Genomic DNA, 24,992 nt, shown 5'->3' with positions numbered 1-24,992 from the left:
CATGCCGATGGATATTGTTGAGAGGCTGCATCCGCATCCGTGGCCGTTCAGTGATAAAAGGGGGCGTGAGGAACGCGCAGTGGAATGGCGATTAGTTGGTGAAGCGTAAGTATTTTACATATCTCTTGAATTAATTCCTTCACTGGAAAGAGAATGTCTGTGATGTATAGTCATTAAACAACATGTTATTTTCAATGAAGAGGTTAATATTTATGCCAAAGATAGCTAAAGTGTTGTTAATCGTTTTTTTTATTGCCATTGGACTTTTTAGTTTGTTCTTCAGCTTCATGATTATCGGTGCTGGCGTCAGTGGCAGCGGGTGTGGGACTGAGTGCTTTAACTCAGCGTCTACCATGAAAACTATAAGTTATATATCTTTCGGGCTGGCATTTTTGTCAGGGATACTCCCAGCCAAAAAGAGTAATAATAAGTGAACTAACATTAAGTCAGGACTGTAACTAAATTAATTAGTTTCGACATGCAAAGTTTCAGTCATCTATTTTTTGTTGGGTTGGTAGCAAATCTGAATTGAGTTCGATGCGTTCTTTTGTGTTAATACAACTCCTCTCATTTACTGTTATTTATCAGAGAATCTCTCCCGTTTTTTTAGGTGGTGTGGTTTTATTTGGTGTATGTCCAGAGATGTATGATGATGTTGTTATTAAAAGGAAATATAAATGAAGAGTATAATTCGTATCGGTGATAAACATACAGGCGGTGGTTCTGTATTAAGTGGTTCCACAAAAATGAAATTTGGTGGCATTGGTGTTGCCCGCCTCGGCGATCCCGTTAGTTGCCCCATCGAAGGACACGGGCCAACTGTGGTTGCTGAAGGCCATCCGACATTTAAAGATAATGGTGTACCGGTGGCCTTCGACGGTCACCGCTGCGCATGTGGCTGTAAGCTGATCTCTAGCCTGCCTCAGGCTACGGCGAGCTGAATATGCCTGTAAATTTAAAGCTGATCCCGGCTCCTGCGATCAAGCCGCGTCCACCGATCTGGTGGGTGTGGTTGCTTTTACTGGTTTTCATGCTACTGGGGGGAATGGCTGATGCAATACTGAGCAATCTGTCCCGGACAGAGATCAATTCACAAGAATTCTGGACATCGGCATTAGGTCTTCCCTCCCTGCTTTGGCTCATCTTAGCGGCATTGCGCGTCGCCTGGTATAAAGGGCAGTTGGGCACTGCGCGAAGCAGGGATAAAGAGCGTGATCGTCTGCTTCACCGCGAAATTCAGCGCGGGCAGCGCTACCTGAACGTCTTTGGAATAAGCTTACATAGTGCTCTGCGGGAACCCGAGGATACCGACGGCGCGAAGCAGTGGGAGGCACTGCGGGGAAAAGTTAAAGCATTAAAAACTCAGCCTTCATGGAAAAGCCATGAAGGTATACGCCATAGCCGACTCGCTCTGGCTGATGGCGAGGATAGCGGGCAGATGCTGGGGCGCGGATTGAAGAAAACGCTCGAAGAACTCAGCATTGTACTGTCTTCCCTGCCCCTGGACACCCCCGTATCACTTTTGCTGGAAAGTAACAGTAGCTTACCCGAAAGCCAGTTGGAGGAAATCTGGCAGAAGAGCTGGGATGCGAGTCAAATCCGACAATCTGCAATACGCCTTGATGAGAGGGGGCTGTCAGTAGTGGATAAATGGCTTGATGATCTACGTAATGCCCATTCACTGCTAATGATTATCGCTCTGCAGGTCAGACCTGAGCACCCGAAAGGATCTGCTGAGAATATTGTGGGGCTGCTTCTGGGAGGTAATCAGGTATCGCAGGACTTAAAACCACTTGCCCGATTACACCGCCCGGAGATGATGCATCACACTGAAGCTGACGATTTTCAGTATGCCCTGAAGCAATCAATGGAGTGGGTTCCGATCGCTGCCGGTGAGGTAAAAAGTGGTTTTCTGGTCGGTGTTAACCCGGCATGGCATATGGCAATTGCTACAGGTTTGCAGGCAATACAAAGTCCCATCAACGTGGGGCAGGACATTCACGATCTGGGCAAGACACTTGGGTATCCCGGGCCTGCTGCGCCATGGGTTGCCATTGCCTGTGCTGTTGAGGCTTGCCATCGCAGTGATTCGCAACTGATTGTGAGTGGAAACAATCATGATAATGTCCCGCTGTGGGTCACCATGGTGACGCCCGCAGAAAAACAACAGGGACAGGCGGCTGCTTTTAATCCGAAAAACAGATGATCGGCAGTAAAAGCAAAAGAGCGATTAATTTATTTATATTATTACGGCAGGGAAAGAGGATGGATGCATCGAATAACACGGAACACTGGGTTAGTCGTCCAGGCTTTATCATAGCGCTACTGGCGGGCATCGCTCTGGGTATATATCGTTTTGGGGACCATCTTGGCCTGGACTCACCCAGGGTTAAGCTTTATGTCGTTTTGGGTTTATGTGCTGTCATTCTTTTGCTCCGCTATGGGGGGCAAATCTTCCAGTATTTCAAAAACCGAAATAACGAGAAAGTAAGCGCATCCTTATCCCAAAAAACAGTAAAATCAACTCTCAAGACACCTTATTTCGACACACTGACCGATCTTAAGCAGGCACTTCGTTACCAGTATGGTCGTTGCTGGCGACGTAAAGTCACATTCCTGATGCTGACGGGGCGTGCTGCTGATGTTGAATATCTGGCGCCCGGACTCAGCACTCAGCACTGGCTGGAAGATCAGGGGACGGTTTTGTTGTGGGGAGGTGACATTGACATGCCTCTGGACAGCGACTGGTTCAGTGGTGTGTGTAAATTACGCCATCGTTCCGTGGATGCGATGGTCTGGGTAACTTCTGCGTTTTCTCAATTTGCGACACTGAGTCAGCCTGCTAAAAATAGTTCGCTATCACCAGATGAAATGGACAATATTTCCAGCCGCATTAGCTCCCGCTTTGAGGCGCTTGGATGGAAATTACCTCTTTATCTATGGTCAGTCTCGCCGGGAAGCCAACATCAGGGGCGGATCACGCAACCCGTGGGTTATTTGCTCCCGGCGCGCGCAAAACCTGCCGATATTGATGTCCAGCTTGCAAGCTTATGCGAAAAGCTGACCGCGCAGGGGATACAGCAAATATGTATTAATCCGGAATATACCTATCTGCTTGATCTTACCAGCCAGCTTTCTCTGTCGCCGGGAAGTATCAGTACACCGTTATCCGTACTGCTGAACCCTTATCGTTCCTTGCCGTTGGCGGGTATGATGTTTAGCCCTCCAGCTCCGGGTGCCGCCAGAGAGATTAAACACCACTGGGGCAGAGATAATCGCTGGGACTTGTTGCTGACGTCCTTGTCTGAGCTTCCTGCGGAATTACGCGCCAGGAAGCAACGTTTTGGGTCGTGGCAGGCATTGCGCATACTACTTGCTGCAGGCATGGTCGCCTGGGCAGCCTGGATGAGCATCGCGTATGTCACCAACCGCAGCCAGATTGACAGCGCTAATGCCCAGGCTGCACTTGCCGCCCGGCAGAATCAGTCCCTGGAACAGCGCCTGCACGCTCTGTCTGAACTGCAGAAAACGCTGGCCCGCCTGCAGTACCGTTCTGAGCATGGCGTGCCGTGGTACGAGCAGGCCGGACTAAGCCAGAACAATGCGCTGCTGGCCGCACTATGGCCACGTTACCAGGACAGCGCATTGCCGCTGTTGCGGGATGCCGCCGCTGACTATCTGCAGAGACAACTGAATACCTTTAATGCGTTGCCACCGGGCAGCCCGCTACGTGAACAGATGGCCAGAACCACTTATGACCAGCTCAAACTCTATCTGATGCTGGCCCGCCCGGAGCATATGGATGCATCCTGGTTCAGTTCTGCGTTGATGAATGACTGGCCGAAGCGTGATGGTGTGAAAGACGGCGTCTGGCAGGGGATAGGGCCGTCGCTGCTGTCGTTTTACAGTGCCCAACTGGCGACACATCCCGAGTGGAAGTTACGGGCTGATGAGAACCTGGTCAGCCAGGCGCGCTCCCTGCTGGTTCGTCTGATGGGCGTACGTAACAGTGAATCGACCCTGTACCAGAAGATGCTCTCCCGGGTGTCGCACCTGTATGTCGATATGCGCCTTGAAGACATGACCGGCGATACTGACGCCGCCCGCCTGTTCAGCACCACCGAAATTGTGCCGGGCATGTTCACCCGGCAGGCCTGGGAGCAGGCCGTGCAGCCTGCCATTGAGAAAGTGGTGAAGGCGCGCCGGGATGAGCTTGACTGGGTGCTCACTGACAGCAAGCGTCAGGTGAATAAACAGGATGAAACCTCTCCGGAAGCGTTGAAAAAGCGCCTGACGGAGCGTTACTTTGCCGACTTCGGCGGGGCATGGCTTGAGTTCCTTAATAGTCTGCACTGGAACCAGGCCGTCACGTTGTCAGACTCCATTGACCAGTTGACCCTGATGGCCGACGTGCGTCAGTCACCACTGGTGGCGCTGATGAACACCCTGAATGTGCAGGGACGTACCGGGCAAACTGGGGAGGCGATTTCTGATTCACTGGTGAAATCAGCGAAAAATCTGTTGGGTGGTGACAACCAGGATGCCATTGACCAGAGTGCCGGTGTTCACGGCCCGCTGGATGCGACCTTTGGTCCGGTACTGGCGCTGATGGATAAAAGCAACACTGAAGCACAGGCGCTGAGTCTTCAGTCGTACCTGACCCGGGTGACGCAGGTGCGCCTGCGTCTGCAGCAGGTGACCAATGCCGCCGACCCGCAGGCAATGACACAGACGCTGGCCCAGACCGTATTTCAGGGCAAGGCGGTCGACCTCACTGAAACCCGTGACTACGGCAGCCTGATTGCCGCCGGTCTCGGCCAGGAGTGGAGCGGCTTTGGCCGTACCGTGTTTGTTCAGCCGATGGAGCAGGCCTGGCAGCAGGTACTGACCCCGGCGGCGGAAAGCCTCAATGCCCAGTGGCAGCAGGCGGTGGTTGCTGAGTGGAACAGTGCCTTCAGTGGACGCTATCCGTTTAACAACTCCAGCAGTGATGTATCCCTGCCGCTGCTGGCTAAATACCTCAATGCAGATTCCGGGCGTATTGCCCAGTTCCTGCAGACCCGCCTCAGGGGAGTGCTGCACAAAGAGGGCAACCACTGGGTGCCGGACAGCATCAACTCGCAGGGGCTGGTCTTTAACCCTGCATTCCTCAATGCCATCAATACCCTGAGCCATATCTCGGATGTCGCTTTCACCGAAGGCAATGCCGGCATGAATTTCGAACTGCGTCCGGGCACTGCTGATGGCGTGATGCAGACGGACATGGTTATCGACAGCCAGAAGCTGATTTATGTGAACCAGTTGCCGGCATGGAAGCGCTTCGCCTGGCCTGCGGATACCGAAGCACCCGGTGCGAACCTGAGCTGGATAAGCACGCAGGCAGGAACCCGTCAGTACGCCGATATCCCTGGTGCCTGGGGCTGGATACGTCTGCTTGATAAAGCTGTGGTCAGTGCTTATCCGGGCGTTGACAGCAGTTACAGTCTGAGCTGGAAAGCACAGGACGGACGCACGCTCAAATACACCCTGCGTACCGAGGCGGGCGAGGGGCCACTGGCGCTGCTGAAACTGCGTAATTTCCGTCTGCCGGAAACCATCTTCAGCACCTCCGGTGCAACATCACCAGACCAGGTTGCCAGTGCAGGCAATGATACAGAGGACGTATATTGATGAGCACGCTCAATGCCTTACTCAGCGCCTGCCAGACTGAGCAAGAGCCGCTGCTTGCGGCAACCCATGAGCGCGTGGCGCAGTGGGACAACTGGCTGCAGCCGCTGTCCGGTTCATCGCCCGCTGGCGAAGAACCCGGCTATGACGATGACTTCCAGCAGATGCGCGAAGAGGTCAACAAACTCTCCGGCGCGGATACCGAACTCATCTGCCGGCTGGCGGAGAAGCTGCTGACCAGCACTGCGAAAGACATTCGCGTCGCGACGTACTACTGCTGGGCGAAGCTGCACCGCGAAGGCGAGCAGGGGCTGGCTGAAGGGCTTGAACTGCTGGCCGGGTTGCTGGAGCGCTTTGGACCACAGCTGCACCCGCAGCGTGACCGCAGCCGTAAGGCGGCGCTGGAATGGCTGGCGGGGTCGCGTATGACGGATTCTCTCTCCCTGTACCCGGAAGTGGTCAGGATCGATGCGATGCGTACCACCGGGGCGCTGCTGCTGATAGCACAACTGACCGAAAATGAGCCAGATGAAACCCGTCCGGAACTTAACGCGCTGTACGGTGCACTGGAAAGTCGTCTGCAGAAAGCAGGGGGCGTGGATGCGGTGGTACCGCAGAACGCCAGTACCAGCGACACACCTGCCATGACCAGCCACAGCGACGCCCCGGCCATCGGGCGTATCACCTCCGGCCAGGATTTGCTGGCCCAGGCTCGTACGCTCACTGAATACCTGCGCGAGCAGCCGGATGGCTGGCTGTCAGCGCACCATCTGATGAAAAGCCTGCGTCATGACACACTGCGGGCCATCCCGGCCACGGATGCGCAGGGGCGTACACGTATTGAGCCGCCAAGGGCGGATCAGCGCGCGTTGCTTAAACGCCTGTACCTGCAACAGAACTGGGCTGAAATGCTTGAAACGGCGGACAGCGCGTTTTCCCGTGGTGCCAATCACCTGTGGCTGGATTTGCAGTGGTATATCCATCAGGCGCTGACGAAATCCGGTCAGGACACGCTGGCCGGTATTATCGCGGCTGACCTGAAAGGGCTGCTGACCCGTCTGTCCGGGCTCGAAACACTGGCCTTCAGTGACGGCACGCCATTTGCGGATGACGTGACGCTGAACTGGATCCAGCAGAGCGTGCTGGATTCGACAGGCGGGTGGGGCAATGACACTCCTTCCGCACAGATGTCCCCAGGCAACGATGACATTCTGGCGCTGGAGCCGGAAGCGGTGGCACTGGCCGACAGTGAAGGCCCGGATGCGGCACTGGGCTGGTTGCAGGCCCGTCCCGGCATCACCACCGTACGCCAGCAGTGGCTGCTGCGCCTGCTGATGGGGCGTATCGCGGAGCAGTACGGCAAAAATGAGCTGGCGGTGCATCTGTTTGCGGAGCTGGGCGAGCGGGCCGGTGAACTCACCCTTACGAACTGGGAGCCTGAGCTGTTGTTTGAGGTACAGGCCCGCCATCTGAAACTCCTGCGCCTGAAAGCCGGTCGCAGTGAGGCTGATAAGGCCCGCCTTACGCCAGTAATGGACCAGTTACTTGCCGGACTGATCGCAGTTGATCCTGCCCGTGCCGCCGTGCTTTGCGGATGATAATTAGTCATACCTTCAGGAAAGAAATCAGAATCAAGGGAAATTAAAAAATGAAACGTCTTAGAATATTTACTTGTTTAGGTGTGATGTTCTTGCTTTCAGGTTGTACAGCACTGCTGTGGGGAGGAAATAAGGTCGCCGAGCCAAAAACAGAGAGACATATTCAGATTCAGGACAGTGTAACCGGTGTATTTCAGTATAAAAACCTTGCTGTTTCTGTTGTTCAGGGAAGCAAAAAAACTACTGTTAACGTTCCCTCTTAAGGTGTTGCCTTTGTAGGTGAAAAAAATATATACATTCTGACCCGGGGGGCTGATGAACTTCTGTCCCTTAATAAACTTGCAACTCAAATTCCCCTGATATCAGGTCGGGGAGAGAATACCCTTAAGTTTCGGATAAACAAACCATCAGGCAGCGACAGCGTGCTTCAGTTCAGCGATGCTCTTCCTGTCGAAGTCAATAAATCCTCCAGGTTGCTTTCAACAGAAGAGTTAAAGACTATTCAGCATGCAGGCTTCCGGAGCAACGGTGTCCGGTATGTCAGGGACGTATATATCACGGGAGTGATTATTCCCAAAGTGAGCCTTAATTATGCTTTTGATAAGACTGAATCTTTGGTGAGAACGTACAGCGTTCAGTTTTATTCGCTGGAGTCTGGAACCGATTTTCACCCCGTAAATCTGGCGACCAATATTGTCGTTACCCCGTTAGCACTCACTGCTGATATTGTTTTTTTCCCGATATCATTAAGTCTGCTCCAGCTCATTAATGGCCCTTCACCATTCGGACATTAATCAAACAGGTGTTTTATGGAAGATTTAACCCTGCGCTATTTTGATGCAGAAATGCGCTACCTGCGTGAAGCCGCAAAAGAGTTCGCGCAGACCCATCCCGATCGTGCAGCGATGCTCGACCTGGATAAAGTCGGGACTCCCGACCCGTATGTCGAACGCCTGTTTGAAGGCTTTGCTTTCTCGATGGGGCGACTGCGCGAAAAGATTGACGACGACCTGCCGGAACTCACCGAGGGGCTGGTCAGTATGCTCTGGCCGCATTACCTGCGTACCATTCCGTCGCTTTCGGTGGTGGCGTTCACCCCGGCGCTGCATGCCATGAAAATGGCGGAAGTGGTGCCTGCGGGGCTGGAGGTATACTCCCGCCCGGTGGGGCCGAAGAGCACGGTCTGCCGCTATCGCACCACGCAGGATGTGATGCTCAACCCCCTGAGTGTGTCGGGTGTGACCATGGCCACTGAGCCGGACGGGCGCTCGTTGCTGCGGATGCGTTTTGCCTGCAGCACCCAGGCGGACTGGTCCCATGCGGACCTCAGCCACCTGAGTCTTTATCTCGGGGCGGACGCTCCCGTCAGCAGCCAGCTGCACCTGATGTTGACCAAACGGCAGGCCGCCCTCTATATGCGCCTGCCCGGGCAGACTGACCGTATCCGGCTTGACGGATATTTCTCACCGGGCGGTTTTCGTGACGAAGACTGCCTGTGGCCGAAAGGCGATACCGCGTTCAGCGGCTACCAGCTTCTGCTGGAGTATTTCACCTTCCGCGACAAGTTTATGTTTGTCTACCTTAACGGCCTTAAGGGCATCACGCCGCCAGCGGGGGCCGAGTATTTTGATATTGAAGTAGTGTTCAATACGCCATGGCCATCTGACCTGCCGGTCTCTGATGATGCGGTTCGTCTGCACTGTGTGCCGGTGATTAACCTGTTCACACTGGAAGCTGACCCGCTCACCATTACCGGGCTTGAAAGTGAGTACCTGCTGCGCCCTAAACGTCTGCAGGACGGACACACCGAGATTTTTTCGGTGGATTCGGTTACTGGCTCAAAGCGCACCGGTGATGCTGAGTACGTGCCGTTCAGCAGCTTCAGGCACAAGGGGGGGATGATGCGCCGTCATGCACCACCCCGTTACTACCACACCCGCGTGAAGCGCAGCGTGACCGGGCTGTATGACACCTGGCTTATCCTTGGGGGGCACCAGTGGGAAGATGACCGCCTGTTTGAGCGTGAAGCCGTATCGCTGCAAATCACCGGTACCAACGGCCAGCTGCCGCGCCGTGCACTACAGAGTACGCTGCTGGACCGCTGTGAGCAGGTGGTCAGTACACAACTTTCAGTACGCAATCTCTGCAAACCAACGCTGCCAGTCTATCCGCCTTCTGAAGACCGTTTTCACTGGCGGGTGCTGAGCCACCTGGGCTCCGGATTCCTGAATATGCTGAGTACCGCCGAAGTGCTGCGCGGGACGCTTGCGCTCTACAACTGGCAGGAAGATGAACTGAACACCCGACGTCTGGAGGCGATTCAGCATGTAGAGCACCATCGCCTTCAACGTTTTGAACAGGGCTACCTGCTTCGGGGGCTGGATATCGAAGTGACCCTCGACAGCAATGGTTTTACCGGCGAGGGCGATATTCATCTGTTCGGTGAAATGCTTAACCGGTTTTTTGCGCTGTATGCCGATATGAACCAGTTCAACCAGCTCACCCTCATCGTTCAGCCAGAAGGAAAATGCATCCGGTGGAAAGAGAACCACAGTCCGCGTCTGCCAGGCTGATAGAGCGGCTGGGTGACCGGCTGTCATATATCAACTTTTACCGCTTCTGTCAGTTGCTGGAGCAGAGCCAGCCGGACAAACCGGTTACGGGCAGCACCTGGCAGGTACGTCATGAGCCGGTACGTTTTCGGCCACACCCGGGGATGGGCTTCCCGGCCTCCGAAATCAAAGGGATTGAACCACCGGAGCACCTGCATCTGCCTCCCACGGTCCGCATCACCTTTATGGGGCTTTACGGCGTGGAATCGCCGCTGCCGACGCACTATATCGATGACATTACCCAGCGGCGGGAAGGGTATGAAGCCACCGCCGATTTTCTCGATATCTTCAACCACCGGTTGATTGCCCAGTACTACCGCATCTGGCGGAAATATTCGTATCCGGCAACCTTTGAGGAAGGCGGTAAGGACACAACCTCGCAGTATTTGCTGGGGCTGGCCGGGCTCGGGATTGACGGCTGTACAGACAGTATCGCAGCGCCAGCCTCACGCTTTCTTGCGCTGCTGCCGGTCATGATGCTGCCAGGGAGGACTGCAGAAGGCATGGCCTCACTAGTGCGACTGCTGGCACCCGGCACGCAGGTAAAAATCTGGCATCATGACAAACGCCGTGTGCCGCTGAGGCAGCCTCTGACCATGAGCGTCAGCCAGCCTGTCACCCTGACAAACCGTCCGGTGATGGGTAACTATGCCACCGATGTGAACAGCCAGGTACTGATGCGTCTGACCACTACCAGCCCGCCGGAGGTACAGGGCTGGTTGCCCGGTGGTGAACTGCACACAGACTTAATGGCGCTGCTGCATGTGTATCTCGGGTCGCGTCTCAGTGTGCGTTTACAGCTGTGTGTCGACCGTCGCCTGCTTCCTGACGCGACGATGAACAGTAAACCTGAAGCTGGTGCGGCGCAACTGGGTCGCACCGCCGTGATGCGCCCACTGAATGCGGCGAATACCGTCGTACACCCCAAAATCATAACTATCAGTCTTGGCCGCTATGAGCGGGTCCAGGAAAATATTCACCGCAGGGAGACCGATGAAGATGGCGATTACCGCTGGTAAATTTCCTCTGGCTGCTCTGGCCGCCAGTATCACACTGATGCTGACGGGCTGTGGGCTGACGCAAAAAGTGACAGACGGCACCGTTGCGGTGACCAGGTCGATTTTTTATAAACAGGTAAAGACCCTGCATCTGGATATTCGCGCCCGCGAGGCCGTCAACAGCAATGCAGGCGGCGTGGCACTGTCGACGGTGGTACGTATTTACCAGCTCAAAGACCGGAAAACCTTCGACACGACGGACTACCCGTCACTGTTTAAGGCTGACAGCCAGGCCATTCAGGCAGACCTGGTAGCGGAGAAAGATATTCGTCTGCAGCCGGGTGGGTCGGTGATGGTGGATATGCCGATGGAGGAAACTGCGCAGTATGTTGCGGTGGCTGGCATGTTTATGTCGCCGGACCAGGTGAACAATACCTGGCGGGTAGTGCTGAGCCGTGACGACCTCGATCCGGACAAGGCCCGGGTGATTGAGGCAGGTAACAACCGGCTGAGCCTGAAGGCGCTGAAAGATGAGTGAGTCATCCTGTCCTTCACTGTATGAAACGCTTTACGGCAACTTTACCGGAGGCCTTGACCTGCACCAGGTCAGTGAGCAGAACCAGGTGATTCTGTCCGTACTCGACAATATGCAGCGCATTCTTAACTGCCGCGCCGGTACGCTGGCGCACCTGCCGGACTATGGGTTGCCGGATATGATCAAAATTCTGCAGGGGATGCCGGGCACGACCCATGAACTGATGGGGATCTTATCGTCTGTATTGCTTAAGTACGAGCCCCGGCTTAAGAAAATCGATGTGGTTCTGCTTGAGCAGGCTATTCCCGGCGAACTGCGCTACGCCATTGATGCCGAGTTAAGGGGAATAGGCCTGGTACGTTACGGCACGGAATTTATGCCCGAAGGTTGCGTGCTGATACGCCACCTCAAACAGCAGCAATATCTTGATGTTCAGACCCGCCTCTAATCTTTTGACGGACAGTAAAAGCATGTCGGCAAAATCACGATTTTTTAAAAAACTGCAGGACCAGCATCCCCGTAATGTAGCCTTTGACACGAAAGCAGAAGCGGACATTGCGGCGTTTCGTGAGCGGATCAGTCAGCTTCAGGCGTCCATGGATGAGTGGCTTAACGGGACGAAGATGCACACCGAAGCCACAACCACTTCCCTGATTGAGTTCCTGATTGGCGGGAGCGCGTTTTCGGTGCCGGGTATTACCCTGCGCTACGCGCAGCGGAGTATCCGGTTTACCCCCATTTTTCTGTACGGGCAGGGCGTGACCGGCTGCATGGAGGTCTGCCTGTATACTGAGGCCAATATCCGGCCCCTGTACCGGCTGTTTATGCGCAGTGGCGGGCAGAATGACTGGACCTGGTGTCCGGCCGGCGTGCAGGGCGGCAATCCTGCCCGGTTTGATGAAGAGGCATTCTTTACAATGATTGTCTCTTTGCTTCCTGAGTAACCCTGAATCTGGCTCGCTTTGAAGTCCACGGACAACTAAAACATGCATGACGAACAACCACGCCAGGTGAGAACCGGCGGCGATCCTCGTTCACTGCCTCAGTTTGCGGCGCTGCGCGATGAGATGAATAAACTGACGCATCCGGCACGTCCGGACGTCGACTGGAAGCAGGTGGAAACACTGTCGCTCTCCCTGTTTGAGATTCACGGCGTGGAGCTGCAGACAGGGGCGTGGTATACCCTTGCCCGCAGCTATCTGACCCGCGTCAGGGGGATGAATGAAGGCCTCAACATACTGGTTGCGTTGCTGAGCCATCAATGGACGCAACTCTGGCCACAGCCGGTTAACGCCCGGGCGGAGATCCTGAATGGCCTTTTTCAGCGCTTACAGAAACTTTTCCGGACCTGGTCACTATCGCCGGCAGACTTTACCGCACTTGAACTGGCGGAAAGGCACCTGCAGGCGCTGGACGACATTCTGAAGCGTCAGGAACTCAGGCACGCCTGCAATCTGAGGCCTCTGTTGCAGCAAATACGCAGTGCCTTAAGTCGCCTGGAGAACAGTCCTCTGCAGGAGGAGACAACTCAGGACACGGCCTTGCCTGAACAAGTGCTGGTGAGGGGGGGTGAAGCGGCTCCACCTGCCAGCCAGCTGGTCTATGTCATCCATAAAGATCCTGAAGTAAAGGTGCAGGTGGCAGAAGCACCACCGGTTAAGCCGAAACGATGGCCAGCCTTTATGGCTGGCATGGCAACCTCGATGGTGCTGAGCGCAGCGACCGTTTTTGGATGGCAGGCTATGCATCGACCGGATGACGCCACAAAATCCATGGCCGCCTCCGTTGCCTGGCTGCCCGAACCCATGACTCCCCCGCAAATCGATGCTTTCAGGAAAACGGATAACAGCCGGACAGAATCTGCCATGTGGCTTGAGCGAATAACGAATCAGGTCAACGGGATCATGAATTTGTCGCCGGGCTGGCGGCTTCGCTATGGTCAGGGACTGGTTTCGCAGGCAAAGGCCTTGTGGCCGAACGATCCGGCAACCCGTCAGCTGATAAAACACTGGGAGCAATATCAGGTAGCCAGAACGCTGCCGGCAAGTCAGTTGCAGGGCTGGCATGAGGGAATGAAACAACTTCACGCGCTGTCGGCAAAGCTTGATGCGCTGGACCATCAGAAAGGGAAATACCTGACGGGTAGTGAGCTGAAGACGATGGTCTGGCAGATAACCAGTTCGTTTGCCAGTGCAGTGCCGGTCGAAGAGCAACTGCGACAACTTGTTACATCGCAGGAGGACGTTAATAAGAACGGGATCAATGTTGAACGGGCTTCACGTCATCTGGATTCTTTGAACCACACACTGGGACAGTTTTCGAACCAGTATGAGGATGTTCATTCAGAAACAGGCCCGGGGGGCCAATGATTCCAGCGCATTCCGTCGTTAAGCAAAAAATCGCGTTTGTCAGGGAGCAAGAAACGAATTGAGGTGTCGAGCTGATGGCAGGTAAAGCGCAAAACAGGCGAAATCATCTGTCCCTATGGGCAACTTCCGACAGAGGAAATCGCCATAAAACTGGGGCGAAGCGTTGGTGCAGTGAGACGAATAGCGTATAAATCCGGAGGGGGGATAAACCGGGTTCCCGGCCCTGGACGGAAGACGAACTATCGCTGATCTGTCTGCATTATCATAAGGGATCGGGGTATATGCAGGTACTGTTGCCCGGCAGAACAAGGCAGGCAATTCACTCACAAGCCAGTCATCTGGGAGTGACTGTCAGTAACTGGAGCGATCAGGAACGCCAGTTTTTAAAAGACCATCACGGCATCATGCCCATCAGTAAGATCGCTTCCATACTTGGCAGGAGTCCGGAGGGAGCAAGACGGATGGCTTATGGCATGGATCCTGGAAAAAAAAGCGAAGAGGCCTGCGAACCCCTGGACCGAGCAGGAAATGGCAATACTGCGTGTGCACTCGAATCAGGAAGCATGGATTCTGCTTCCGTGATGGTCAGCCATTCATGGTGTGAAATATTCATGAGCAAGTTCCTGATTGAGAAAGGTTTCGTTGATACTCTGGGTCATGCGTTTAACCGTTTCCAGCTTGTCCGCGGCGCGGGTGGGCTCCAGCGCCGCGATAAACTGGCGCGGTGATTTCGTGGATCGGCAGATCGCCGATATGTGGGAAAACATATCTGTTGAGTGAGTTCCAGATGTCCTGGAGCGTATGCGGGGTGAGGTTTCTGGAGCATTTGACCTTATACCAGTCACCTGCAATTTTTTTGAAGGTGTTCTCTTTCAGGCGCTGCTGTTCGAGCCGCTCGGCCTCTTTATGTTCCTGCGCATCAATTTCCCGGACTAAAAGCTCTCTGGCCTTATCGCGGATCTCGCGGGCGTAACCGAGAGAAACCTCGGGCCAGGGACCGAGGCTTATTGTTCGGCGCTGCTGAGCATGAGGATGGGGTAACGAAAACATCAGAGCTTAGAACCCTGTGGAGTGATATCCATAATGAAATGAATTTATTAGGGAAAATCGACTTCCTGGCTATTTTAAATTCAGCACGTTGGCCGAATAGCCACAGGATATGTCAGAAAACTGCGGATGCAAGCGAACAACTATGAACGACTACGAACAATAAAAAACAGCGAGTGATTACACTCGCTGTTTTTTCGTGGGGTAATGAACACAGGTACATCTGTTATGTGTTCAAAAATTTGATTGGTCGGCACGAGAGGATTTGAACCTCCGACCCCCGACACCCCATGACGGTGCGCTACCAGGCTGCGCTACGTGCCGACTCGTGGGTGCTAATACTACCGCTTTCCACACCGAATGCAAGGGGACATCCCGCTAACTGATTAATTATAAATCAGTTAGCGATAAAACGTTTCTCATCCGTGAGGACCTGTAGCAGCAGGCTTAGCTGCGGCTTCTGATCTTTGATCTTCTCGCCGCGTAAATCATACGTCTGATACTTGCCATTACTGTTCAGCACCAATGTCATGTCCGCCGTGGTGATCGCCAGCGTATTGCCATCCGCTGCGGTTACCCAGTAGTGGCGACGGTTGGCGTTAAACAGATCCTGCCCCTGGGAATATTCATTGGCAGGGGTGCTTACGTGCAGCAGTCGCTGCATCAGCGTGGTCATCACATCCGTATGATCGGTCAGGCTGTTAATTCGTTGGGCGGGGGTGCCCGGCCAATGAATGATTAACGGTACCTGCAGATGTCCACGCGACCAGTCGAAGTTGCGCTGTTCCTCGCTCAACGGAACACCCCGACCCGCAGTGATAATGACGACCGTGTTGTCCAGTTTACCGGACTCGCGCAGGGCGCCGAGTACCCGGTTTATCTGTTTATCGACATCACCAGCGGCACGGGCGTAACGGCGGACAAAATTCTTTTGATTATCTTCATCCACGTTGGTGCCGTTAAACGAAACCCACGAGAACCAGCGGTTATCTTCCTGGGCGTAACGCCCTAACCAGTTGATCCATTGGCTGGCGGTTTGCTCGTCGGACTGCGTTTGCACGCTCGGCATTGAGAAGTCTGACAGCAGCGCCTGGCGATACAGCGGACTGGTAAAACCGTCGGAGGAGAACAGTCCCAACTGGTAGCCCTGCTGATTGAGCGCCGTGATCAGCGCGGCTGGCGTGCGGGTGGATAAAATGCCGTCCATATAACTCGGCGAGACGCCGTAGAACAGGCCAAAGATACCGTTGTCAGTAGCGTTGCCGGAACTCATATGGCGCGTGAAGGCAATGTTTTGTTCGGCAAATCCGGCAAGGGCTGGCATCTGCTTTTCATAACGCGAATAGTTCAGGCCGTCGACGGTGATCAACAGCACGTTTTGTCCGGTCCCCATGTCGCGATAACGCAATTCGCTCAGCGGATACTGAACGGAAACGGCTTCCGGATTACCCTGCTCAACCAGACGGCGCTGATACTCCTGCGCGTCCAGCAGGCCGTGTTTTTCCAGAAAACGGCGCGCTGTCATCGGATAAGACAGCGGCAGGTTGGCGCGCTGCATGGTTATCGGGCGATAAAAATTCGCGTCGGCCCAGATATACACCACGTGCGAGGCAATAAACGACACGAAAAAGAAGGCGGCCAGCGGCCTGGCGAAATGTCGGCGCCGCGTCAGGCTGCGCAGCTTCTGCCAGCTCCAGGTGGCGAACAGCATTTCAATCAGCAGGATCACGGGCACGCTGATAAACATTAGCTGCCAGTCCCGCGCCATCTCATTCTGGTCAGGGTTAATCACCAATTCCCAGACGATGGGATTAAGATGCAAGTGGAAACGGGTAAATACTTCGCTGTCGATCAACAACAGCGTCATCCCGGCGGTCGCCAGAATGGCTGACAGGAAACGCATCAGCCTCTGGGACATGACGATAAACGTCAACGGGAACAGGATCAGCAGATAGGCGGCAAACACCAGAAAGCTGAAATGCCCGACGATACTCACATACGAGTAAACGCGACCGGCCAGCGTTGTCGGCCAGTCGGCGACAAACAGGTAACGGCTGCCGAGCGCAATAGCCAGCAGAATATTGAACAGTGCAAACCAGTGTCCCCAGCTAACCATCTGGGAGACTTTTTCACGGTAGCGCTGACGATGAGTTACCATAACGTGTCGTTCGTTTCCCCGAAGTCGGCTTTAGTGCGCTTTGTCGTCGTTGATCGAAGACTGCAACGCGCGGGCAAAAGAGTTGGCTATCGCCTGGCGCTGAGCCGGGGCAATGCTGGTGTTGATAAGGTTAGTGACCATGTTTCCCAACACCATCAGGGAAAGGTCAGTCGGCGCCTTATGTTTTTCCAGTACGTTGAGCATCTCGGTGAGCATCTGTTCAACGTGTTCGTCACTGTAGCGGGAGATTTGTGGCATAAATCGAAATCAGTTTGTTCATGAAAGGGCAACATATTACCGTAGCAGCAGTTTTTTTTCCGCTTTTTTATCCGCAAATAATTCGCATTACTGTGCTAAAGGCAAAACGGCGCGGCATCTTCTGTTGCGTCGCTTCGCGGGTGGTGGTTGAATACCGCCCGGTCTTAAAGGAGAGTTTATCATGAGTCTGGATATCAACCAGATTGCCCTGCACCAGCTTATCAAACGCGATGAGCAAAACCTTGAGCTGGTCTTGCGCGATTCATTACTGGAACCGACAAACACCGTTGTTGAGATGGTGGCCGAGTTGCACCGGGTCTATAGCGCGAAAAATAAAGCGTATGGCCTGTTCAGCGAAGAAAGTGAACTGGCGCAAGCGCTGCGGTTGCAGCGTCAGGGGGAGGAGAATTTTCTCGCCTTTAGCCGTGCGGCGACCGGCCGTTTACGCGATGAGTTAGCGAAGTATCCTTTCGCGGACGGCGGTATCGTCCTGTTCTGCCACTATCGCTATCTGGCGGTAGAGTACCTGCTGGTGGCGGTGCTGAACAATTTAAGCAGCATGCGTGTAAATGAAAACCTGGATATCAACCCGACGCACTATCTGGATATTAATCATGCGGATATTGTGGCGCGTATTGATCTCACCGAATGGGAAACCAACCCGGAGTCCACCCGTTATCTGACCTTCCTGAAAGGGCGGGTAGGGCGCAAAGTCGCCGATTTCTTTATGGATTTTCTTGGCGCCAGCGAAGGGCTGAACGCCAAAGCGCAAAACCGCGGACTGCTGCAGGCCGTCGATGACTTCACCGCAGAGGCGCAGCTTGACAAAGCCGAACGCCAGAATGTGCGTCAGCAGGTTTACAGCTACTGCAGTGAACAGCTGCAGGCCGGAGAAGAGATCGAGCTGGAGTCGCTGTCAAAAGAGCTTTCCGGCGTCAGTGAAGTGAGCTTCAGCGAGTTTACCGCCGAAAAAGGTTACGCGCTGGAAGAGAGTTTCCCGGCGGATCGCAGCACCCTGCGCCAGTTGACCAAATATGCCGGCAGCGGCGGCGGGTTGACCATTAATTTTGACGCGATGTTATTAGGCGAGCGAATTTTCTGGGATCCGGCTACCGATACGCTGACCATTAAAGGTACGCCGCCGAACCTGCGCGACCAGTTGCAGCGCCGCACATCGGGTGGGAATTAACAGACATAAAAAAACCCCGCCGCGGCGGGGTTTCTCTTCGACGTGTTGGCGATTACGCGCGAACGAAGTCGATGTGAGTCAGCTTCGGCTTGAACGCGTGGCGCTGTACAGCCTGAGCTTTAACTTTTACTTCTTTACCGTCAACAACGATGGTCAGAACTTCGCTGTAGAATTCAGCTTTAGCTTGCATGTTCATAACCTGATCGTGGTCCAGTTCGATAGCGATCGGGGCTTCTTTGCCACCGTAGATGATCGCCGGGAACTTGTTAGCGGCACGCAGGCGGCGGCTCGCACCCTTACCCTGCTCTTTACGTACTTCAGCGTTGATAGTAAACATTTAAATCTCTCTTTAATAATTCCTGCTACAGGCGACCCAGCAACAGGTAAGTGATCTGCTTTGCGTATGCAAAAGCGGGCGAGATTCTATACTCAAACGCCCGACACATCAATCAAAACTACGATTAACCGCGCAATTCATGCGCCCGGCGAAAGCGTCCTTCGTAATCGAACACTTTTTCACGCACCTGCCAGTACTGGCCTTTCATCCGCGCGACCACAAAATCGGGGTGGCGCAGCAGCGGCTGCTGCGCCAGGATATCCGCGGCGGTGATCCAGCGTAGCGGAACGCCCGGCGTGCGGGTATGCGGACGGATAAACAGCTGCTCAAAGGCGGTGCGCTGGGCAGGCGTCTGTAAGCGGAAGCGCTCGCTGACGTCCGCGCCATCCTCATCGTAATAGGTAATTTTCAGCCACTCGCCTTTCTCATCCTGACCGTGCTGCAAGGCCATACCGCTACAGCGCAACACCAGCGCGTCTTTCAGTTTCAGCGCCGCCTTCAGCATATCGTCGGGATCGACCAGCACGGCGTCGCATTCGCGGCAGCGGCGGGCGGCGATATCGTTTTCGGCGTTGCAATGCGGGCAGTTTTTGAAACGAAAGCGGAAGTCACACTGTTCGCGAAGCCCTTCATCATCCTCGAACCAGCCCTGGCAACGGCGGCCAAAATGCTCGATCAGCGTACCGTCTGCGGTGGTTTTCCCCCAGAAAGTATTGGCGAATCCGCAGGCGGGGCAGAACACCTGCACCGGCACGTTGTCACTTTTGCCTTTTGGACTTCCAACCTCCGGGGAATACAGGTCGTGCGGGTTTCCGGCGTAATCCAGAATCAGGCAGTCGGTTTTTCCTGGCGCAAGGCGCAAACCGCGCCCGACGATCTGCTGGTACAGGCTGACCGACTCGGTTGGGCGAAGAATGGCGATCAGATCGACATGCGGCGCATCAAAACCGGTGGTTAAGACGGAAACATTCACCAGGTAGCGAAAACGCTGCGCTTTGAAAGCATCAATGAGCGCATCGCGATCCGCGCCTGGCGTGTCGCCGGTAATCAGTGCGGCGTCCGTAGCGGGCAGCAATCCGACGATCTCTTTGGCGTGCTCTACGGTGGCGGCGAAAATCATCACGCCTTTACGGTGTTGGGCAAATTCGACGATCTGGCTGATGATATGCGGCGTAATGCGCTGCTGCTTTTTTAGCTCGCGGTTCAGGTCGGCTTCGCTAAACAGACCGTTGCTCTGCGCCTGCAGACGGCTGAAGTCATACTGTACGACAGGCATATCCAGACGCTCCGGCGGCGTCAGATAACCGTGTTTGATCATATAGCGCAGCGGTAACTCATAAATGCAGTCGCGAAACAGCGCCTTTTCGTTGCCGCGCACCATGCCGTGATAATGGAACTGATAAATCCAGCCTTTACCCAGGCGAAACGGGGTGGCGGTCAGCCCCAGCAGGCGCAGGTGAGGGTTCACTTCTGTCAGGTGGGCCAGAATTTGCTGATACTGGCTTTCTTCATCGTCGCCGATCCGATGGCATTCATCGACGATCAACAGCGAAAATTCGCCCTGGAAAGCGTCAAGATTGCGCGCGACGGATTGTACGCTGCCGAACACCACTTTCCCCTGACTCTCTTTGCGCTTCAGCCCGGCGGCGAAAATATCGGCCTCCAGCCCCAGCGCGCGGTATTTAGCGTGGTTCTGCGCGACCAGTTCTTTGACGTGGGCCAGCACCAGCACGCGCCCTTTGGCGACACGGGCCAGTTCGGCGATCACCAGGCTTTTGCCCGCGCCGGTAGGGAGGACGATGACCGCTGGCGTACCGTGGCGGCGGAAATGGTTGAGCGTGGCGTCCACGGCTTCCTGTTGGTAGGGACGAAGTGTAAAAATCATGGTCTCACAATGCGTAACGAACTCGGGTATAGTATGCCACGAATCGTTTTCCCTTGAGGGATGTTGTTAGCCCGCTATACTGGGCAAATAACGACGCCACTTTCGGGCACATTGCCCGTTTCCCGTATTTTTACAGGCAAAATCAAACTCATGCGACTTGATAAATTTATCGCTCAGCAACTCGGCGTCAGCCGCGCTATTGCCGGGCGTGAGATCCGCGCTAACCGTATTACCGTGGATGGTGAGGTTGTCCGCAACGCAGCGTTCAAACTGCTGCCGGAGCACAATGTTGAATATGACGGCAACACGCTGGTCCAGCAGCACGGACCCCGTTACTTCATGCTCAATAAACCGCAGGGCTATGTTTGCTCGACAGACGATCCGGATCATCCGACCGTACTCTACTTCCTCGATGAGCCGGTTGCGTACAAGTTACATGCCGCAGGACGGCTGGACATAGACACTACCGGTCTGGTGCTGATGACCGACGATGGTCAATGGTCGCACCGCATCACTTCTCCTCGCCATCATTGCGAAAAAACGTACCTTGTCACCCTTGAATCGCCGGTGGCCGACGACACCGCGGATCAATTCGCCAAAGGCGTGCAGTTGCATAACGAGAAAGATCTGACGAAACCGGCAACGATTGAGATTATTACGCCGACCCAGGTACGTCTGACCATCAGCGAAGGGCGCTATCATCAGGTGAAACGCATGTTCGCCGCGGTCGGTAATCATGTGGTGGCGCTGCACCGTGAGCGGATCGGCGCTATCGCCCTTGATGCTGACCTTGCGCCAGGCGAGTATCGCCCCTTGACTGAAGAAGAAATTGCCAGCGTGGGTTAAGCCCCCGCATTGATATATTCAGGAGCTAATTTGTGACCACCCGGCAGCGTTCGTCCATTGCCATCGTCTTTATTCTCGGCCTGCTGGCCATGCTGATGCCACTGTCGATTGACATGTATCTTCCGGCGCTTCCGGTGATCTCGGAACAGTTTGGCGTGCCTGCGGGCAGCGCGCAGATGACGCTGAGCACCTATATCCTTGGTTTTGCGCTGGGTCAGTTGCTGTATGGACCCATGGCGGACAGTCTGGGGCGCAAGCCGGTGATCCTGGGCGGGACGCTGGTGTTCGCGGCAGCGGCGGTGGCCTGTGCGCTGGCGCAAACCATCGATCAGCTCATTGTGATGCGTTTCTTTCACGGTCTGGCGGCAGCCGCGGCCAGCGTGGTGATCAACGCGCTGATGCGCGATATGTATCCAAAAGATGAATTCTCCCGCATGATGTCCTTTGTGATGCTGGTGACCACTATCGCCCCGTTAATGGCGCCGATTATCGGCGGTTGGGTGCTGGTGTGGTTGAGCTGGCATTCTATTTTCTGGATCCTCGCGGTGGCGGCGGTGCTGGCATCGGTAATGATCGCGGTGTTGATCAAAGAGACGCTACCGGTTGAAAAGCGCCAGCCGTTTCATATTCGCACCACGATTGGCAACTTTGCGTCGCTGTTTCGGCATAAGCGTGTGCTGAGCTATATGCTGGCGAGCGGCTTTAGCTTTGCCGGCATGTTCTCCTTCCTGAGCGCCGGGCCTTTCGTTTATATCGAGATTAACCACGTCTCCCCGCAGCACTTTGGCTACTACTTCGCTCTGAATATCGTCTTTTTGTTTATCATGACGATCATTAACAGCCGCTTCGTGCGACGTATCGGCGCGCTGAATATGTTCCGAACGGGATTGTGGATCCAACTGGCAATGGCGGTATGGATGGTGGTTAGCGCGCTGGCAGGGGTCGGGTTCTGGTCGCTGGTGCTGGGCGTGGCTGTCTTTGTCGGCTGCGTATCGATGATCTCTTCCAACGCTATGGCGGTTATTCTTGATGAGTTTCCCCACATGGCGGGAACCGCGTCGTCGCTGGCGGGGACCTTCCGTTTTGGCATTGGCGCGGTGGTAGGCGCATTGCTCTCTCTGGCCACGTTTAACTCGGCGTGGCCGATGATTTGGTCGATCGCGTTTTGTGCGACCTGTTCAATTTTGTTTTACCTCTATGCAAGCCGTCCGAAAAAACGGTGATCGCAGACACAACATGGAAGCCTGCTGGCTTCCTTTGTTGATGTACGTCAACGACAAATCCATCATTTCCCCGATATATGTTTATTTTATGTAAAATCAATTTATGTAAAAAGTCACATCATTGTAGTTAAAAAGGTTGAGTTAGATCGCAGAAACGGGTACATATAGCCCGCGAATGTGTCCCGACACAAAAATTTATTTCACAAAAGCCAAACAGGCCGGGCGGGACAAGGATCGCAACATTGTGCATCTGTTTAAGGACGGATTGTCAATGATGTGTTAATATGGATGTAAATAAATTGTGAAGTAATTGTACTTCCGGGGAAAGAAAGTGACATCATTACAGCTCTCAATCGTACATCGCTTGCCACAGAACTATCGTTGGTCTGCGGGTTTTGCAGGTTCGAAAGTTGAACCGATTCCGCAAAATGGCCAGGCCGTCGAGAATAGCCTGGTGGCGCTCAAACTGCTGAGCCCGGATGGCGACAGCGCATGGCCGGTCATGCATAAACTGAGTCAGGCGCTCAGCGATATCGAAGTGCCATGTTCGGTACTGGAATGTGAAGGCGAGCCGTGCCTGTTCGTGAATCGCCAGGATGAGTTTGCCGCAACCTGCCGCCTGAAAAACTTCGGCGTGGCGATTGCCGAACCGTTCTCCAACAACAATCCGTTTTGAGCGTCAGCTTAGCGCGAGAAGCTGACGCGTATACGCCTGCTGCGGCGCGCTAAAGACGTGCTCGCATTGCCCCTGCTCCACAACCTCTCCCTGTCTCAGCACAATTACCTGATGGCATAACGCGCGAACGACGTGCAGATCGTGGCTGATAAAAATATAGGCCAGGCGATGTTTTGCCTGTAGCGATTTCAGCAGCGCGAGAATTTGCGCCTGTACGGTGCGGTCAAGAGACGAGGTCGGCTCATCAAGAATGATCAGCGATGGTTTCAGTATCAGCGCGCGGGCTATCGCAATACGCTGACGCTGACCGCCGGAAAATTCTGCCGGATAACGGTGACGCGTCTCCGCGTCCAGCCCCACCTCGGCCATTACCGTCATCACCTGTTGCTCACGCTGGTCGGCAGACAGGGCAGGCTGGTGGACGCGCAATCCTTCTTCAATGATTTGCAGCACGTTGAGACGGGGATTCAGCGAGGAGTTCGGATCCTGAAACACTACCTGAATGCGATGCCGCACCGGCAACAGCTCGCGACGCTTTAGAAACTGCAACTGCTGACCGTCAAACTCAATGCTGCCCTGCGAAGAAATCAGGCGCAGCAGCGCAAGGCCGGTGGTGCTTTTGCCTGAACCTGACTCGCCCACCAGTCCCAGCGTTTCGCCCGGGCGCAGGCTAAAGCTGACGCCTTTTACCACATTATTGCAGGCTACCACGCGTTTGAGGACCCCTTTGCGGATCGGAAACGAAACCCGCAGATCGTCGACTATCAGCAACGGAGACCGTTCAGCGGGCAACGGGACGGGATCCCCCACTGGTTCACTGTTGAGCAAGGTTTGTGTGTAAGGATGCACTGGCGCGTTAAGCAGGATGTCCGCGCGGTTCTGCTCAACGCAGCGACCGTTTTGCATCACCGCCACGCTGTCGGCGAGCTTTTTCACAATGCTCAGGTTATGGGTGATAAACAACATCCCCATACTCAGTTCGTGCTGCAGTTCGCGCAGCAGTTGCAGGATCTGCGCCTGGACCGAAACATCCAGCGCGGTGGTCGGCTCGTCGGCAATCAGCAGCTCCGGTCGCGTCAGCAGCGCCATCGCGATCATCACGCGCTGGCGTTCGCCGCCGGAAAGTTGATGCGGGTAATCACCCAGCCGCTTTGCCGCCTGGCGAATGCCGACGCGGTCGAGACAGCTTAAGATCTCGGCGCGGGCAGCTTCCCGGCGCATACCGCGGTGCAATGACAGCACTTCATAAAGCTGTTTTTCCAGATTATGCAACGGGTTCAGCGAAACCATCGGCTCCTGAAAAATCATCGCGATCCGGTTGCCGCGCACGCCGCGCAGCGTCTTTTCGTTGGCGTGAAGGAGAGACTCGCCGTGAAAGCGGATGTCGCCGGAAAGATAAACCGTCGGGGGGGAGGGTAACAGGCGAAGAATGGACAGCGCCGTCACGCTCTTGCCGGACCCGGATTCGCCCACCAGCGCCAGCGTTTCACCGGCGTTCACCGTCAGCGAAACGTCGTTCACCACGGTGCGAACGTTCTCCTCGCGGCGAAAGCCAACGGTCAGATTGTCAATCGACAGTAACGGTTGCGTCATG

At 54.8% G+C, this 24,992-nt stretch carries 23 protein-coding genes and 1 tRNA gene; 17 read left to right on the top strand and 7 right to left on the bottom strand.

Annotated elements, in window-relative coordinates:
- The first annotated feature begins 677 nt into the window (after window positions 1–677).
- The 13 genes from APU02_RS04070 to APU02_RS26660 all read left to right on the top strand — a co-directional run bounded on the left by APU02_RS04070 (window position 678) and on the right by APU02_RS26660 (window position 14,507).
- Window positions 678–941, top strand: coding sequence for a PAAR domain-containing protein (locus APU02_RS04070; protein ID WP_060569349.1), 264 nt, complete (start codon window positions 678–680; stop codon window positions 939–941).
- Between the two features lie 2 nt (window positions 942–943).
- On the top strand, window positions 944–2,206 hold the full coding sequence (locus APU02_RS04065; RefSeq protein WP_060569348.1) for a hypothetical protein: 1,263 nt from the start codon (window positions 944–946) through the stop codon (window positions 2,204–2,206).
- A gap of 59 nt (window positions 2,207–2,265) precedes the next feature.
- Window positions 2,266–5,670, top strand: a complete 3,405-nt coding sequence (locus APU02_RS04060; protein WP_060569347.1) for an ImcF-related family protein — start codon at window positions 2,266–2,268, stop codon at window positions 5,668–5,670.
- Window positions 5,670–7,265, top strand: a complete 1,596-nt coding sequence (tssA, locus tag APU02_RS04055) for a type VI secretion system protein TssA (protein WP_060569346.1) — start codon at window positions 5,670–5,672, stop codon at window positions 7,263–7,265. The genes APU02_RS04060 and tssA overlap by 1 nt, the downstream gene beginning before the upstream one ends.
- A gap of 50 nt (window positions 7,266–7,315) precedes the next feature.
- Window positions 7,316–7,528, top strand: a complete 213-nt coding sequence (locus tag APU02_RS26850) for a hypothetical protein (RefSeq protein WP_239692847.1) — start codon at window positions 7,316–7,318, stop codon at window positions 7,526–7,528.
- A 159-nt stretch (window positions 7,529–7,687) separates the two neighbouring features.
- The gene (locus APU02_RS26845) at window positions 7,688–8,059 is read left to right on the top strand and encodes a hypothetical protein (protein WP_239692846.1); all 372 of its coding nucleotides are present in this window, start codon (window positions 7,688–7,690) and stop codon (window positions 8,057–8,059) included.
- A 15-nt stretch (window positions 8,060–8,074) separates the two neighbouring features.
- Complete coding sequence (gene tssF, locus APU02_RS04045) at window positions 8,075–9,838, top strand: type VI secretion system baseplate subunit TssF (protein WP_060569345.1); 1,764 nt, start codon at window positions 8,075–8,077, stop codon at window positions 9,836–9,838.
- Complete coding sequence (tssG, locus tag APU02_RS04040) at window positions 9,793–10,896, top strand: type VI secretion system baseplate subunit TssG (protein ID WP_060569344.1); 1,104 nt, start codon at window positions 9,793–9,795, stop codon at window positions 10,894–10,896. Before tssF ends, tssG begins: the two co-directional genes overlap by 46 nt.
- A complete protein-coding gene (gene tssJ / locus APU02_RS04035; protein ID WP_192841975.1) occupies window positions 10,877–11,413 on the top strand; it encodes a type VI secretion system lipoprotein TssJ in 537 nt (178 codons plus the stop codon). The genes tssG and tssJ overlap by 20 nt, the downstream gene beginning before the upstream one ends.
- The gene (gene tssE, locus APU02_RS04030) at window positions 11,406–11,858 is read left to right on the top strand and encodes a type VI secretion system baseplate subunit TssE (protein WP_060569342.1); all 453 of its coding nucleotides are present in this window, start codon (window positions 11,406–11,408) and stop codon (window positions 11,856–11,858) included. The genes tssJ and tssE overlap by 8 nt, the downstream gene beginning before the upstream one ends.
- 22 nt (window positions 11,859–11,880) lie before the next feature.
- The gene (locus tag APU02_RS04025) at window positions 11,881–12,354 is read left to right on the top strand and encodes a hypothetical protein (RefSeq protein ID WP_060569341.1); all 474 of its coding nucleotides are present in this window, start codon (window positions 11,881–11,883) and stop codon (window positions 12,352–12,354) included.
- 42 nt (window positions 12,355–12,396) lie between these two features.
- The gene (locus APU02_RS04020) at window positions 12,397–13,779 is read left to right on the top strand and encodes a VasL domain-containing protein (protein WP_060569340.1); all 1,383 of its coding nucleotides are present in this window, start codon (window positions 12,397–12,399) and stop codon (window positions 13,777–13,779) included.
- A 281-nt stretch (window positions 13,780–14,060) separates the two neighbouring features.
- Complete coding sequence (locus APU02_RS26660; RefSeq protein ID WP_192841974.1) at window positions 14,061–14,507, top strand: hypothetical protein; 447 nt, start codon at window positions 14,061–14,063, stop codon at window positions 14,505–14,507.
- Here the strand turns inward: APU02_RS26660 and APU02_RS26655 are convergent.
- The 4 genes from APU02_RS26655 to APU02_RS04005 form a co-directional block, all read right to left on the bottom strand.
- Window positions 14,443–14,829, bottom strand: a complete 387-nt coding sequence (locus APU02_RS26655; RefSeq protein ID WP_192841973.1) for an integrase arm-type DNA-binding domain-containing protein — start codon at window positions 14,827–14,829, stop codon at window positions 14,443–14,445. The two genes, APU02_RS26660 and APU02_RS26655, sit on opposite strands and share 65 nt — an antisense overlap.
- Before the next feature lie 244 nt (window positions 14,830–15,073).
- Window positions 15,074–15,150 (bottom strand) — tRNA-Pro (locus tag APU02_RS04015).
- A 73-nt stretch (window positions 15,151–15,223) separates the two neighbouring features.
- Window positions 15,224–16,984 carry an LPS biosynthesis-modulating metalloenzyme YejM gene (gene yejM, locus APU02_RS04010; protein WP_060569339.1) on the bottom strand — a complete coding sequence of 587 codons (1,761 nt, stop codon included), beginning with the start codon at window positions 16,982–16,984 and terminating at the stop codon, window positions 15,224–15,226.
- A 30-nt stretch (window positions 16,985–17,014) separates the two neighbouring features.
- A complete protein-coding gene (locus tag APU02_RS04005) occupies window positions 17,015–17,242 on the bottom strand; it encodes a YejL family protein (RefSeq protein WP_042284592.1) in 228 nt (75 codons plus the stop codon).
- Window positions 17,243–17,423: 181 nt separating this feature from the next.
- Between APU02_RS04005 and yejK the strand changes: the two genes are divergently transcribed.
- On the top strand, window positions 17,424–18,431 hold the full coding sequence (yejK, locus tag APU02_RS04000) for a nucleoid-associated protein YejK (protein ID WP_060569338.1): 1,008 nt from the start codon (window positions 17,424–17,426) through the stop codon (window positions 18,429–18,431).
- 52 nt (window positions 18,432–18,483) lie between these two features.
- On the opposite strand, the gene rplY is transcribed toward yejK, so the two are convergent.
- Window positions 18,484–18,768 carry a 50S ribosomal protein L25 gene (gene rplY, locus APU02_RS03995; RefSeq protein ID WP_042284586.1) on the bottom strand — a complete coding sequence of 95 codons (285 nt, stop codon included), beginning with the start codon at window positions 18,766–18,768 and terminating at the stop codon, window positions 18,484–18,486.
- A gap of 124 nt (window positions 18,769–18,892) precedes the next feature.
- The gene (locus APU02_RS03990; RefSeq protein ID WP_060569337.1) at window positions 18,893–20,653 is read right to left on the bottom strand and encodes a DEAD/DEAH box helicase; all 1,761 of its coding nucleotides are present in this window, start codon (window positions 20,651–20,653) and stop codon (window positions 18,893–18,895) included.
- A gap of 150 nt (window positions 20,654–20,803) precedes the next feature.
- Between APU02_RS03990 and rsuA the strand changes: the two genes are divergently transcribed.
- The 3 genes from rsuA to APU02_RS03975 all read left to right on the top strand — a co-directional run bounded on the left by rsuA (window position 20,804) and on the right by APU02_RS03975 (window position 23,398).
- Window positions 20,804–21,499 (top strand): 16S rRNA pseudouridine(516) synthase RsuA, encoded by a 696-nt coding sequence (rsuA, locus tag APU02_RS03985; protein WP_060569336.1) that lies wholly within the window; start codon window positions 20,804–20,806, stop codon window positions 21,497–21,499.
- A 32-nt stretch (window positions 21,500–21,531) separates the two neighbouring features.
- Window positions 21,532–22,722, top strand: a complete 1,191-nt coding sequence (locus tag APU02_RS03980; protein WP_060569335.1) for a Bcr/CflA family multidrug efflux MFS transporter — start codon at window positions 21,532–21,534, stop codon at window positions 22,720–22,722.
- 331 nt (window positions 22,723–23,053) lie between these two features.
- Entirely contained in the window at window positions 23,054–23,398 is a 345-nt protein-coding gene (locus APU02_RS03975; RefSeq protein WP_042284574.1) for a YejG family protein, read from the top strand.
- A gap of 3 nt (window positions 23,399–23,401) precedes the next feature.
- Here the strand turns inward: APU02_RS03975 and yejF are convergent, their stop codons facing one another.
- Window positions 23,402–24,991: a microcin C ABC transporter ATP-binding protein YejF gene (gene yejF, locus APU02_RS03970; RefSeq protein ID WP_060569334.1), complete on the bottom strand. Its 1,590-nt coding sequence runs from the start codon at window positions 24,989–24,991 to the stop codon at window positions 23,402–23,404.
- Window position 24,992 lies beyond the last annotated feature (1 nt).

Source organism: Citrobacter sp. 50677481, assembly GCF_001463265.1.
In the GTDB taxonomy this organism is placed as follows: domain Bacteria; phylum Pseudomonadota; class Gammaproteobacteria; order Enterobacterales; family Enterobacteriaceae; genus Citrobacter_A; species Citrobacter_A sedlakii.
Note: the sequence above shows the minus strand (reverse complement) of the source record. Positions and strands in the feature narration are given on the sequence as shown.

Coding starts and splice junctions, on each gene's coding strand:
- APU02_RS04070 (WP_060569349.1), top strand. CDS start 678: ATGAAGAGTATAATTCGTATCGGTGATAAACATACAGGCGGTGGTTCT.
- APU02_RS04065 (WP_060569348.1), top strand. CDS start 944: ATGCCTGTAAATTTAAAGCTGATCCCGGCTCCTGCGATCAAGCCGCGT.
- APU02_RS04060 (WP_060569347.1), top strand. CDS start 2,266: ATGGATGCATCGAATAACACGGAACACTGGGTTAGTCGTCCAGGCTTT.
- tssA (WP_060569346.1), top strand. CDS start 5,670: ATGAGCACGCTCAATGCCTTACTCAGCGCCTGCCAGACTGAGCAAGAG.
- APU02_RS26850 (WP_239692847.1), top strand. CDS start 7,316: ATGAAACGTCTTAGAATATTTACTTGTTTAGGTGTGATGTTCTTGCTT.
- tssF (WP_060569345.1), top strand. CDS start 8,075: ATGGAAGATTTAACCCTGCGCTATTTTGATGCAGAAATGCGCTACCTG.
- tssG (WP_060569344.1), top strand. CDS start 9,793: ATGCATCCGGTGGAAAGAGAACCACAGTCCGCGTCTGCCAGGCTGATA.
- tssJ (WP_192841975.1), top strand. CDS start 10,877: ATGGCGATTACCGCTGGTAAATTTCCTCTGGCTGCTCTGGCCGCCAGT.
- tssE (WP_060569342.1), top strand. CDS start 11,406: ATGAGTGAGTCATCCTGTCCTTCACTGTATGAAACGCTTTACGGCAAC.
- APU02_RS04025 (WP_060569341.1), top strand. CDS start 11,881: ATGTCGGCAAAATCACGATTTTTTAAAAAACTGCAGGACCAGCATCCC.
- APU02_RS04020 (WP_060569340.1), top strand. CDS start 12,397: ATGCATGACGAACAACCACGCCAGGTGAGAACCGGCGGCGATCCTCGT.
- APU02_RS26660 (WP_192841974.1), top strand. CDS start 14,061: ATGCAGGTACTGTTGCCCGGCAGAACAAGGCAGGCAATTCACTCACAA.
- APU02_RS26655 (WP_192841973.1), bottom strand. CDS start 14,829: ATGTTTTCGTTACCCCATCCTCATGCTCAGCAGCGCCGAACAATAAGC.
- yejM (WP_060569339.1), bottom strand. CDS start 16,984: ATGGTAACTCATCGTCAGCGCTACCGTGAAAAAGTCTCCCAGATGGTT.
- APU02_RS04005 (WP_042284592.1), bottom strand. CDS start 17,242: ATGCCACAAATCTCCCGCTACAGTGACGAACACGTTGAACAGATGCTC.
- yejK (WP_060569338.1), top strand. CDS start 17,424: ATGAGTCTGGATATCAACCAGATTGCCCTGCACCAGCTTATCAAACGC.
- rplY (WP_042284586.1), bottom strand. CDS start 18,768: ATGTTTACTATCAACGCTGAAGTACGTAAAGAGCAGGGTAAGGGTGCG.
- APU02_RS03990 (WP_060569337.1), bottom strand. CDS start 20,653: ATGATTTTTACACTTCGTCCCTACCAACAGGAAGCCGTGGACGCCACG.
- rsuA (WP_060569336.1), top strand. CDS start 20,804: ATGCGACTTGATAAATTTATCGCTCAGCAACTCGGCGTCAGCCGCGCT.
- yejF (WP_060569334.1), bottom strand. CDS start 24,991: ATGACGCAACCGTTACTGTCGATTGACAATCTGACCGTTGGCTTTCGC.